Origin of the sequence: Neisseria maigaei, assembly GCF_958267405.1 — a bacterium.
GTDB classification, from domain to species: domain Bacteria; phylum Pseudomonadota; class Gammaproteobacteria; order Burkholderiales; family Neisseriaceae; genus Neisseria; species Neisseria bergeri.
The window spans coordinates 1-11,156 of sequence record NZ_CATQFT010000033.1; the positions used below are offsets into that span (position 1 = coordinate 1).

An 11,156-nucleotide genomic window follows, 5' to 3' on the forward strand; every position below is an offset into this window, starting at 1 on the left:
CAAAAAAGACGAATAAATATGAATGGAATGCCGTCTGAAGGTTCAGACGGCATTTTTCCGGTTTGAAAATATAGTGGATTAACAAAAACCAGTACGGCAAGGCGAGGCAACGCCGTACTGGTTTTTGTTAATCTACTATAAATTTAATCCACTATAAAATAGGGCTGTAACCTTCAATCGGAATTTGTTGCCTGCGGGATATACGGTATGAATGTTTGGGATATATGGGACAGGATGGTGGAAATCTATCATAAGTATAAGAAGCCGTGCCTGGTTTTGGCGGTGGATTTTGTGATGGGTATGATATTCATAGAGCCAAATGAGAAGCCGTGCATCGGCAGATGCTATGCGCCTATGTCGGAGCCCCCTGATTTTGCCAACGCTGTTGTTATGATTGTCGCTATGATCTGTATCGTATGGATTGCCGTTTTGTTTATGACTGATTGAAGCGTTGGGCGGAGGCTGTGTGAAACGGTATTGGGCGTTGGGCCGTCTGATTCCAATCAGGCTTGAGGAATGCGAAACGGTGTGCGCTTATGCTGCGGAACGATTTGTTTCGCGGTTTTGCGCCCAAAACGGATGGAAAGGTGTGGGAAGCGGTCTGTCGGAGTAGAATACGCGTTTGCGTTTGAATACAGTAAGAAGAAAAGAGAGAAACTTATGCCGTCTGAACATCAACACACATCATCATTGCTTGATTTCGACCGTACCCATCTGCTCCATCCCTATACTTCCATGACCGATCCGCTTCCCGTTTATCCTGTCAAACGTGCAGAAGGTGTGTTTATCGAATTGGCGGACGGCACGCGGCTGATTGACGGGATGTCGTCTTGGTGGTGTGCGATACACGGCTACAATCATCCTGTTTTGAATCAGGCGGTTGAGGCGCAGATTAAGCAGATGTCGCATGTGATGTTCGGCGGTTTGACGCACAAAGCTGCGGTGGAACTGGGCAAATTATTGGTCGGGATTTTGCCGCAGGGGCTGGACCGTATTTTTTATGCGGATTCAGGTTCGGTTTCGGTGGAAGTTGCGTTGAAGATGGCGGTGCAATACCAGCAGGCGCGGGGTTTGACGGCGAAGCAGAATATTGCGACGGTGCGGCGCGGGTATCACGGCGATACTTGGAACGCGATGTCCGTCTGCGATCCGGAAACGGGGATGCACCATATTTTTGGCAGTGCTCTGCCGCAGCGTTATTTTGTCGATAATCCGAAAAGCCGTTTCGACGATGAATGGGACGGGGCGGATTTGCAGCCTGTCCGTGCCTTGTTTGAAGCGCATCATGCGGATATCGCCGCCTTTATTTTAGAGCCGGTCGTGCAGGGCGCGGGCGGCATGTATTTTTATCATCCGCAGTATCTTCGCGGTTTGCGCGATTTGTGCGATGAATTTGATATCGTGTTGATTTTTGACGAAATCGCCACCGGATTCGGGCGCACGGGCAAGATGTTTGCCTGCGAACACGCGGAGGTCGTACCGGATATTATGTGTATCGGCAAGGGTTTGAGCGGCGGCTATATGACGCTGGCGGCGGCAATCACTTTGCAAAAAGTTACCGAAACGATTTCGCGCGGCGAAGCGGGCGTGTTCATGCACGGGCCGACGTTTATGGCGAACCCGCTGGCGTGTGCCGTTGCCTGCGCTTCGGTCAAACTGCTTTTGTCCCAAGATTGGCAGGCAAATATCTGCCGCATTGAAAGCATCTTAACAGGCCGTCTGAAAGCCGCATGGGACATCCGCGGCGTGAAAGACGTACGCGTTTTGGGTGCCATCGGCGTGATCGAGCTGGAAAAAGGCGTGGATATGGCGCGTTTTCAAGCGGATTGCGTGGCGCAGGGCATTTGGGTGCGCCCGTTCGGCAGGCTGGTGTATCTGATGCCGCCTTACATCATTTCAGACGGCATTTTGACCGAACTTGCCGACAAAACCGTACACATTTTGAAGGAACACAGCAAATGAAAGGCGTTTACTTCGTCAGCGGTATAGATACGGACATCGGCAAAACCGTCACCACCGGTATGTTGGCAAAACAATTGTTGCAGCAGGGTAAAAGCGTGATCACGCAAAAGCCCGTGCAAACCGGTTGCCGAGACATCGCCGACGACATCGCCGTCCACCGCAAAATTATGGGCATCCCGATGCAGGAAGCCGACAAACGGCGGCTGACTATGCCCGAAATCTTCAGCTATCCCGCTTCGCCCCATCTCGCCGCCCGACTGGATGGCAGGGCTTTGGACTTGGACAAAATCCGTACCGCTACGCAGCAACTGGCAGCACGATACGAAATCGTCTTGGTAGAAGGTGCGGGCGGATTGATGGTTCCGCTAACTGAAAACCTGCTAACCATTGATTATATTCAGCAACAGGCTTATCCCGTCATTCTCGTTACCAGCGGGCGGCTCGGCAGCATTAACCACACCCTGCTCAGCTTCGCCGCGCTCAAACAATACGGCATTCGCTTGCACAGCCTCGTGTTTAACCATATTCATGACAGCTCTGACGAATGCGTTGCGCAAGACAGCCTGAACTATCTGCAATGCCGTCTGAAAGACAGTTTCCCTGAGGCCGAATGGTTGGAGTTGGATAAAACAGACGCGGTATAAATATTAGGAAAGATATGGAACACCTATTTGGGAAATGGCTGCCCGACTTGGCTGCCTCCGTTTCAGACGGCATCAGCCTGTCGATGAGCCGGTTATTGAAAGCCCAGTCGCTGACCGCCGCATTGCGCGCCTTGCCGCATACATTTTCGGTGGAACTGCTGAAGCTGGGCGAATTGGAGACGGAATGCGGAGGGAGGCTGGTGCGCGAAGTTTTGTTGAAGCTGGACGGTATCCCTGTTGTCGCGGCAAGGAGCGAGTGCCGGATAGGTTCGGCGTTTTGGCAAGATATCTTGGATTGCGGCACGCGCCCTTTGGGCGAACGCCTGTTTCAAGCCGATTTGGAAGGGGCGCGTTCGGCATTTGAGTTTGCCGTTTCCGGCGAAGGATGCGGACGGTACTTTGCCGCGCGGCGTTCTCGGTTTTCCCATCAAGGCGAGGAAATGCTGCTGACCGAGTATTTTCTGCCCGAACTGAAACGCTTTATCGGATAAAATACCGTTTTTTCAAGCTGTGCGGCAATATGAATCCTAAATCCCCTTTATTTTTACGCCTGTCCGACCGTTTGGATGTGTACCTGCGCCTGATGCGGGCGGACAAGCCCATCGGGACGCTGCTGCTGCTGTGGCCGACCTATTGGGCGTTGTGGCTGGCTTCAGACGGCATTCCCGATTTGGCGGTATTGGCGGCGTTTACGATCGGCACGTTTTTAATGCGGAGTGCCGGCTGCGTCATCAACGATTTTGCCGACCGCGATTTTGACGGGGCTGTCGAGCGTACCAAAAACCGTCCGTTCGCACAGGGCAGGGTCAAGAAAAAAGAAGCGCTGCTGCTGACGGCATTTTTGTGCCTGCTTGCCGCATTGTGCCTGATTCCGCTGAATCATCTGACTTGGCTGATGAGCCTGCCTGCCCTGTTCCTTGCGCTGACTTACCCGTTTACCAAACGCTTTTTCCCGATTCCACAATTTTATCTGGGACTTGCCTTTTCCTTCGGCATCCCGATGGCGTTTGCCGCCGTTGCCGGAAATGTGCTGCCTCAAGCGTGGATACTCTTTGCTGCCAATGTGTTATGGACTCTGGCGTATGACACGGTTTATGCAATGGCGGACAAAGAAGACGATTTGAAAATCGGCATCAAAACCTCCGCCATCACGTTCGGGCGTTACGACATCGCCGCCGTTATGCTGTGTCATGGCGGCTTTACCCTGCTGATGGCAGTATTGGGTGCGGTTATCGGTGCGGCATGGGCATATTGGACGGCAATCCCCATCGTCCTGCTGCTGCAATACCGCCAATATGCCGCCATCAAAAGCCGCGTCCGGCAAATCTGTTTTGAAACGTTTTTGGCAAACAACAGAATCGGTTGGGTGTGGTTTACCGCTATTTTTGCCCATACGTTTTTCGCGAAATAAGGCAGGGCAATGCCGTCTGAAGAGCCGTAAACTGCTTTGGGCGGTATTTCTATCTGTGCCGAAAAGCGTTAAAATATGTTTTTAAAACGCTGTGTTATGTCAGCCCGTACCGTATGCGGGATTGAGATTTGCCCCGGCAGTCGGTACAATCTTTCTGTTTTGCGATGTCTGAAAAGAGAAGCTTATGAGCCTTATCGGCGAAATTTTGCCTTTGTCCCATATCGTTTTGGATATGGAGGTGGGCAGTAAAAAAAGGCTGTTTGAGGAAGCGGGCCTGCTTTTGGAACGCGAGGCATCATTGCCTCATGCTGATGTTTTCGAATGTCTTTTTGCCCGTGAAAAACTCGGTTCGACCGGTTTGGGGCAGGGTGTCGCCATCCCGCACGGCCGCCACGCGAGCGTGAAGCAGGCGACGGGCGCGTTTATCCGCACGCGCGAACCCGTCGTATTCGACGCGCCCGACGGCAAGCCGGTTTCACTGGTTTTTATCTTGCTGGTGCCGGAAAACGCAACGGGCGAGCATTTGGAGGTCTTGTCCAAACTGGCCGGCAAGTTTTCCCAAAAAAGCATCCGCGAATCGCTGATGACCGTTTCTTCTGCGGAAGAAGCCCGCGCCATCCTGACCGAAGAATAAAATATGCCCAGTATCTCCGTCCGCCGGCTGTTTGACGACAACCAATACAAGTTGCAACTTGCCTGGGCCGCCGGCAATTCGGGTGCGGACAACCGTATCGGCGTAGAGGCGGACAAGCCCGTCCTCGCCTTGGTCGGACACCTGAATTTTATCCACCCCAACCAAATCCAAGTGGTCGGTTTGGCGGAGTCGGAATATCTGAACCGCCTCGAATCGGGTGAAATCGGTTACAAATTCGGCGACCTATTTGATATTTCCATGTCTTTGGTCATTGTGGCAAACGGCTTGCCGGTTTCCCCGGGTCTGCGCGACTACTGCCACAAAAACGATATTCCACTGCTGACTTCCAAACTCGAAAGCCCCTATCTGATGGACGTGTTGCGGATTTACCTGCAACGCACCTTGGCGGCATCGTCCGTCAAACACGGCGTATTTCTCGATGTGTTTGAAATCGGCGTGCTGATTACCGGACATTCCGGTTTGGGTAAGAGCGAATTGGCATTGGAACTGATTTCGCGCGGCCACAGCCTGATTGCCGACGATGCGGTTGAGTTATTCCGTATCGGACCGGAAACGCTGGAAGGTCGCTGTCCACCTATGCTACGTGATTTTTTGGAGGTTCGCGGCTTGGGGATACTCAATATCCGCCATATTTTCGGCGAAACCTCTATCCGGCCGAAAAAAGTGTTGCAACTCATCATCAACCTGGTTGCCGCAGACGATGAGTACATGAAACAGCTCGACCGGTTGAGCATACGTACGGAAACAGAATCCATCCTCAACGTCAACGTCCGTTCGGTAACGCTGCCCGTCGCCGTCGGACGCAACCTTGCCGTTTTGGTTGAGGCGGCGGTACGCAATTACATTTTGCAGTTGCGCGGCAAAGACAGTACGCGCGAATTTTTGGAACGCCATCAGACGCAACTTAAAGAAAACGAACAGAATCATGAAAATCGTCCTGATTAGCGGGCTTTCCGGCTCGGGCAAATCCGTTGCACTGCGCCAAATGGAAGATTTAGGCTATTTTTGCGTGGACAACCTGCCTTTGGAAATGCTGCCGTCGCTGGTGTCGTACCATATCGAACGTGCGGACGAAACCGAATTAGCGGTCAGTGTCGATGTGCGTTCCGGCATAGACATTGCCCAAGCGCGCGAGCAGATTGCCTATCTGCGCGGACTGGGGCACAGGGTGGAAGTTTTATTTGTCGAGGCGGAAGAGGCCGTGCTGGTCCGCCGGTTTTCCGAAACCAGGCGCGGACATCCGCTGGCCGGTCAGGACATGACGCTGTTGGAAAGCCTGAAAAAAGAGCGCGAATGGCTGTTCCCGCTTAAGGAAATCGCCTACTGTATCGACACTTCCAAGATGAATGCCCAACAGCTCCGCCATACAGTCCGGCAGTGGCTGAAGGTTGAGCGTACCGGACTGCTGGTGGTTTTGGAGTCCTTCGGGTTCAAATACGGTGTGCCGAACAACGCGGATTTTATGTTCGATATGCGCAGCCTGCCCAACCCGTATTACGATCCCGAGTTGAGGCCTTACACCGGTATGGACAAGCCTGTTTGGGATTATTTGGACGGGCAGCCGCTTGTGCAGGAAATGGTTGACGACATCGAAAGGTTTGTTACGCGTTGGCTGCCTCATTTGGAGGACGAAAGCCGCAGTTATGTTACCGTCGCCATCGGCTGTACCGGCGGGCAGCACCGTTCGGTCTATATTGTCGAAAAACTCGCCCGAAGGTTGAAAGGGCGTTACGAATTGCTGATACGGCACAGGCAGGCACAAAACCTGTCGGGCCGCTAATCCCGTCAAACCATTATGCCGTCTGAAACCCCGTCCTCCGTTTCAGACGGCATTTCAAATATTGAGAAGAAAGAACAGACATGGCAATCCAATGGTTTCCCGGCCATATGAACAAGGCGAAAAAAGCCATCGCCGAGCGTGCAAAAAGCGTTGATATGGTGATTGAAATGCTGGACGCGCGTATGCCAGCCTCCAGCGAAAACCCACTGCTTGCCCAGCTTTCCAAAGGCAAACCCAAACTCAAAATTTTAAATAAGCAAGACCTTGCCGACCCCGAACGCACAAAAGTCTGGCTTGACCACTACAACAGCCGCCCCGACACCCGCGCCATTGCCCTCGATTCCTCCGAAACCGGCGCGCACGGCAAAATCACCCAAGCCTGCCGCGCGATGATTCCCCACCGGCAAGGCATAGACAAACCCCTGCGCGTTTTGATTTGCGGCATTCCCAACGTCGGCAAATCCACCCTCATCAATGGAATGATAGGCAAAAAATCCGCCAAAACCGGCAACGAACCCGGCATCACCAAAGCCGAACAACGCCTTTTCCTCGCCGACGACTTCTGGCTGTACGACACCCCCGGAATGCTGTGGCCGAAAATCATCGTCGAAGAAAGCGGCTACAACCTCGCCGCCGGCGGCGCGGTCGGACGCAACGCATTGGACGAAGAAGAAGTCGCCCTCGAACTTTTAGACTACCTCCGCCGCCACTACCTTCCTATGTTGCAAGAACGCTACCAAGCCGACAAAAACCCCGGCAGCCACTGGGACGACAACGCTTGGCTCGAATGGATAGCCAAAAAACGCGGCGCAGTCCTCAGCGGCGGACGGGTCAATTACCAAAAAGCCGCCGAAAACATCCTCACCGACTTCCGCGAAGGCAAAATCGGCAGAATCACCCTCGAAACGCCGAACCAATGGGAAACTTGGCTTAAAAAAGCACGTCAGAAAGAAGCCGAACTAAAAGCCATTCGCGAAGCCAGAAAAGCAGAGCGTAAAGGGCAGAAGCCTGCGGAAGCATAAAGAATGCCGTCTGAAAAATATTTTTCAGGCAGCTTCTCTCCATTCCAACCGATTTCAGACGGCATATCCAAACCCATGCCGTTTCAGCACGGATACCCGTATGACCGACAAAATTTCTCCCGACGCGCTGATTGAAGCCGCGCTTCTGACCCAAACCGAACCCCTGAACGAAAAATCCATGCGCGAACTGTGTGTGCCGCCGCTGTCGCAAGACAAACTGATTGATGTGTTGGCGCAGTTGAAAACGCGTTGGCAGGATAGGGCGTTGCAACTGGTGCATACGCAAGAGGGCTGGCGTTTTCAGGTTGTTCAGACGGCATTCGAGCGGCTGGGCAGCCTTCAGGAACAGCGTGCGCCGCGCTATTCCCGCGCCGTGATGGAAACACTGGCGATTATCGCCTACCAGCAGCCTGTAACGCGCGGCGACATCGAAGGCATACGCGGCGTGGCGGTGTCGCAGAACGTGATGCAGACCTTGCAGGATCGGGGGTGGATTGAAGTCATCGGACATCGGGACACATTGGGAAAACCCGCATTGTGGGCAACAACGGCAACGTTTCTCAGCGATTTGCGCTTGGACGGTTTGGAAGAACTGCCACCGCTGACCGAACTGGGCGAACTGGTTTTGCCCGATTTGATAGAAATGCCGCCAGCGGATGAAGAAGAGCCGGAAACCGTACCGTCCGATACCCTGCCCAACTGAAATTCCAAATGCCGTCTGAAACGCACATTGCTTCAGACGGCATTGCAACAAATAAGCAGATAAAAACAAGCACTAAGAAAAATTAAGGAAAAACTTATTTTTAATTTATAAAATCTTAGTTATAATTCGAATATCTAAAGTTGATATTGCTTTTATCGGTAGAATTGCTAAGGAATCCTCACAATGCTTCTAACACTTTCTTTGCGTGATTTTGTCATTGTCGAAAATCTGAATCTGGATTTTCAAAGCGGTTTTACCGTTTTGACCGGCGAAACAGGTGCGGGCAAATCGATTACGCTGGACGCAATCGGGCTTTTGTTGGGCGACAAGGCCGATTACAGCCAAGTCCGCAGCGGTGCAAAAGAAGCCCAATTGTCGGCGTTGTTCGATATTTCCCATTTACCTGTTTTAAAAGCAGAATTGTATGAACAGGGGCTTTTAAACGACGGAGAAGAAGAACTCAGTATCCGCCGCATCATCGATGCCAAAGGCAAAAGCCGCAGCTTTATCAACAATCAGGCGGCTACCTTGGCGCAGCTTAAAGCCGTCGGCGGGCAGCTTATCGACATCCACGGGCAAAACGCCCATCATTCGCTTAATCAGGAAGCCGCCCAGCGCGAATTGTTGGACGCATTTGCGGACAGCAGGGCTCAGGCGGAAACCGTCAGGCAGCTTTATCAAAACTGGACCAATGCGAAAAAAGCCCTCCAAGAGGCGCAGGAACACGCCGATGCCGTCATTATCGAACGGGAGCGTCTGGAATGGCAGTTTAACGAACTGAATCAGTTGGACATTAAACAAGGCGAATGGGAAACCCTCAGCCAAAGCCACGACAGCCTTGCCCATTCTGCCGAGCTGTTGCAGGCCGCCGAAGAAGTCGGAAGCAAGATTGACGGCGACAACGGCATCCAACGCCATATCTATCAATGTCAAAAGCTATTGGCCAATCTGCAAAACATCGAGCCGCGCTTTGCCGAGAGCCTGAATATGTTGGCAAGCATCGAGGCCGAATTGGGCGAAATCAGTGCCAATATGCGCGATGTGGCAGGACGCAGCGACATCAACCCCAATGAATTGGCGGCACAGGAACAGCGTATGGGCGAACTGATGGGCATGGCGCGGAAATACCGTATCGAGCCCGAAGAGTTGCCTGCCAAGTTGGCAGAAATCGAAGAACGCCTGCAAAGCCTTCAAGCTGCCGCCGATTTGGAAGCATTGACGCAAACCGTTGCCCGCAACCTTGCCGAATATCAGGAAGCCGCCCACATCCTTTCCGCCATGCGGCATCAGGCTGCCGGCAGGCTTGGCGAAGAGACAACGGAAAATATGCAGCATCTCGCTATGAAAGGCGCACGTTTCGACATCGTTCTGCTGCCGTCTTCCCCGACGGCACACGGTTTGGAGCAGGTACAGTTTAAAGTTGCCGCCAACAAAGGCAATCCGCCCCGCCCGCTAAACAAAGTCGCCTCCGGCGGTGAATTGGCGCGTATCAGCCTTGCCTTGCAGGTTGTTGCCAGCCAATATACCCAAGTTCCCACCCTGATTTTTGATGAGGTCGATACCGGTATTGGAGGGGGAGTAGCCGAAATGGTCGGCAAAGCCTTGCGTGCGTTGGGCAGAAAACATCAGGTGCTTGCCGTTACCCATCTTCCGCAAGTCGCATCCTGTGGCGAAAACCACTGGCGGGTGCGCAAGCACAGCGAGGGAGAGCAAACCGTCAGCGAAATCAGTATATTGGATGAAATCCAACGGATCGAAGAGGTTGCCCGTATGTTGGGCGGGGAAATCATTACCGATACGACGCGGCAACATGCGGCAGAATTGCTGCAACTTGCGTCGAAAAATAGTTTATTTTAAAATCAATCAGTTATAAAATAACTGAAAATAAAAGTCTAAAATAATAGACAGAACTCAGATAAATCCGTATTATCACGCTTTCTTAATCACTTGAACAAGTGATTGTGCTGCACCCGTAGCTCAGTTGGATAGAGTATCTGGCTACGAACCAGAGGGTCGGGCGTTCGAATCGCTCCGGGTGCGCCAACAAGAATACACAATATGCGCCCATCGTCTAGCGGTTAGGACATCGCCCTTTCACGGCGGTAACCGGGGTTCGATTCCCCGTGGGCGTGCCAATTCAAAATGCCTCCGATTATATCGGAGGCATTTTCAATTTCCGTTTTTATATACGGATATATTCCTTCGAAGTATATATTCTATTTTATCAATTGATTACCTATTATCGTTGGGTTTTGGCATTATAGTATGTTAAATGTATTGGCATAGATACTGAAATGAAAGTAGGTCTATGGTTGGGCATTCAATATGCCTGTCAGTTGAGGAGCAGATATTACTGGTAAAGTCTGCAATTTAAAAAGGATTCTAGCAACAAAGAAAGTTAAAAACATAAACACAAACTTAAATGACAAAGACAAAGCCATGGATACCGCAATCAGGTTTCAGAAAAGGATGAGGATTCCGAAATTTTTCTTTTTAATTTTCGGAATCACAATAGTTTTGACCTTTATCCAAGACGTGATAACGGGTTCTAACTTTCTGCAAACAACGATTATGCAAATAATATTTGCGATATATTTAGGCTTTGGAGGTATCATAACTTTAGGGGCTGTCCTAGATAACTAGGGAAATTCAAATTAAGTTAGAATTATCCCTATGAGAAAAAGTCGTCTAAGCCAGTATAAACAAAATAAACTCATTGGGCTATTTGTCGCAGGTGTAACTGCAAGAACAGCAGCAGAGTTAGTAGGCGTTAATAAAAATACCGCAGCCTATTATTTTCATCGTTTACGATTGCTTATTTATCAAAACAGTCCGCATTTAGAAGAGACCTTTGCAAAATTCCTTTTCCCCCAACAACCGGAACCCAAACACAGGTTTTCGGCTGTTTTCGCCCCAAATACCTCCTAATTTTACCCAAATACCCCCTTAATCCTCCCCGGATACCTGATAATCAGGCAT

At 51.4% G+C, this 11,156-nt stretch carries 12 protein-coding genes, 2 tRNA genes and 1 pseudogene; all 15 read left to right on the plus strand.

Translation table 11 applies throughout. From position 1 onward, the window contains the following. Nucleotides 1–207 precede the first annotated feature (207 nt). On the plus strand, nt 208–447 hold the full coding sequence (locus Q3O06_RS05435) for a hypothetical protein (RefSeq protein ID WP_301818015.1): 240 nt from the start codon (nt 208–210) through the stop codon (nt 445–447). A 213-nt stretch (nt 448–660) separates the two neighbouring features. After that, on the plus strand, nt 661–1,962 hold the full coding sequence (bioA, locus tag Q3O06_RS05440) for an adenosylmethionine--8-amino-7-oxononanoate transaminase (RefSeq protein ID WP_301818016.1): 1,302 nt from the start codon (nt 661–663) through the stop codon (nt 1,960–1,962). Then, nucleotides 1,959–2,606: a dethiobiotin synthase gene (gene bioD, locus Q3O06_RS05445; RefSeq protein WP_301818017.1), complete on the plus strand. Its 648-nt coding sequence runs from the start codon at nt 1,959–1,961 to the stop codon at nt 2,604–2,606. The genes bioA and bioD overlap by 4 nt, the downstream gene beginning before the upstream one ends. 14 nt (nt 2,607–2,620) lie before the next feature. Continuing rightward, nucleotides 2,621–3,097, plus strand: coding sequence for a chorismate--pyruvate lyase family protein (locus Q3O06_RS05450; RefSeq protein WP_301818018.1), 477 nt, complete (start codon nt 2,621–2,623; stop codon nt 3,095–3,097). Between the two features lie 29 nt (nt 3,098–3,126). Continuing rightward, complete coding sequence (ubiA, locus tag Q3O06_RS05455) at nt 3,127–4,017, plus strand: 4-hydroxybenzoate octaprenyltransferase (RefSeq protein ID WP_301818019.1); 891 nt, start codon at nt 3,127–3,129, stop codon at nt 4,015–4,017. 184 nt (nt 4,018–4,201) lie between these two features. Continuing rightward, nucleotides 4,202–4,651: a PTS IIA-like nitrogen regulatory protein PtsN gene (gene ptsN / locus Q3O06_RS05460; protein ID WP_118791869.1), complete on the plus strand. Its 450-nt coding sequence runs from the start codon at nt 4,202–4,204 to the stop codon at nt 4,649–4,651. A 3-nt stretch (nt 4,652–4,654) separates the two neighbouring features. Next, on the plus strand, nt 4,655–5,617 hold the full coding sequence (hprK, locus tag Q3O06_RS05465; protein ID WP_118820066.1) for an HPr(Ser) kinase/phosphatase: 963 nt from the start codon (nt 4,655–4,657) through the stop codon (nt 5,615–5,617). Continuing rightward, nucleotides 5,598–6,452: an RNase adapter RapZ gene (gene rapZ / locus Q3O06_RS05470; protein ID WP_301818020.1), complete on the plus strand. Its 855-nt coding sequence runs from the start codon at nt 5,598–5,600 to the stop codon at nt 6,450–6,452. The genes hprK and rapZ overlap by 20 nt, the downstream gene beginning before the upstream one ends. An 80-nt stretch (nt 6,453–6,532) precedes the next feature. Beyond that, entirely contained in the window at nt 6,533–7,474 is a 942-nt protein-coding gene (gene ylqF, locus Q3O06_RS05475) for a ribosome biogenesis GTPase YlqF (RefSeq protein WP_301818021.1), read from the plus strand. Between the two features lie 3 nt (nt 7,475–7,477). Continuing rightward, entirely contained in the window at nt 7,478–7,609 is a 132-nt protein-coding gene (locus tag Q3O06_RS05480) for a hypothetical protein (protein ID WP_300905493.1), read from the plus strand. Then, on the plus strand, nt 7,575–8,177 hold the full coding sequence (gene scpB, locus Q3O06_RS05485; RefSeq protein ID WP_301673551.1) for an SMC-Scp complex subunit ScpB: 603 nt from the start codon (nt 7,575–7,577) through the stop codon (nt 8,175–8,177). The genes Q3O06_RS05480 and scpB overlap by 35 nt, the downstream gene beginning before the upstream one ends. Before the next feature lie 183 nt (nt 8,178–8,360). Further along, on the plus strand, nt 8,361–10,034 hold the full coding sequence (recN, locus tag Q3O06_RS05490) for a DNA repair protein RecN (RefSeq protein WP_301818022.1): 1,674 nt from the start codon (nt 8,361–8,363) through the stop codon (nt 10,032–10,034). 109 nt (nt 10,035–10,143) lie between these two features. Beyond that, nucleotides 10,144–10,220, plus strand: a tRNA-Arg gene (locus Q3O06_RS05495). Between the two features lie 17 nt (nt 10,221–10,237). Next, nucleotides 10,238–10,312: transfer RNA gene (locus Q3O06_RS05500), tRNA-Glu, on the plus strand. A gap of 538 nt (nt 10,313–10,850) precedes the next feature. Beyond that, a pseudogene (locus Q3O06_RS05505) lies at nt 10,851–11,021 on the plus strand (IS1595 family transposase); the annotation flags it as partial. Between the last annotated feature and the right edge of the window lie 135 nt (nt 11,022–11,156).

Bases quoted from the DNA above. Each gene is read 5' to 3' on its own strand.
- ubiA (WP_301818019.1), top strand. From the start codon at position 3,127: ATGAATCCTAAATCCCCTTTATTTTTACGCCTGTCCGACCGTTTGGAT.
- recN (WP_301818022.1), top strand. From the start codon at position 8,361: ATGCTTCTAACACTTTCTTTGCGTGATTTTGTCATTGTCGAAAATCTG.
- Q3O06_RS05435 (WP_301818015.1), top strand. From the start codon at position 208: ATGAATGTTTGGGATATATGGGACAGGATGGTGGAAATCTATCATAAG.
- ptsN (WP_118791869.1), top strand. From the start codon at position 4,202: ATGAGCCTTATCGGCGAAATTTTGCCTTTGTCCCATATCGTTTTGGAT.
- hprK (WP_118820066.1), top strand. From the start codon at position 4,655: ATGCCCAGTATCTCCGTCCGCCGGCTGTTTGACGACAACCAATACAAG.
- ylqF (WP_301818021.1), top strand. From the start codon at position 6,533: ATGGCAATCCAATGGTTTCCCGGCCATATGAACAAGGCGAAAAAAGCC.
- Q3O06_RS05480 (WP_300905493.1), top strand. From the start codon at position 7,478: ATGCCGTCTGAAAAATATTTTTCAGGCAGCTTCTCTCCATTCCAACCG.
- rapZ (WP_301818020.1), top strand. From the start codon at position 5,598: ATGAAAATCGTCCTGATTAGCGGGCTTTCCGGCTCGGGCAAATCCGTT.
- Q3O06_RS05450 (WP_301818018.1), top strand. From the start codon at position 2,621: ATGGAACACCTATTTGGGAAATGGCTGCCCGACTTGGCTGCCTCCGTT.
- scpB (WP_301673551.1), top strand. From the start codon at position 7,575: ATGACCGACAAAATTTCTCCCGACGCGCTGATTGAAGCCGCGCTTCTG.
- bioA (WP_301818016.1), top strand. From the start codon at position 661: ATGCCGTCTGAACATCAACACACATCATCATTGCTTGATTTCGACCGT.
- bioD (WP_301818017.1), top strand. From the start codon at position 1,959: ATGAAAGGCGTTTACTTCGTCAGCGGTATAGATACGGACATCGGCAAA.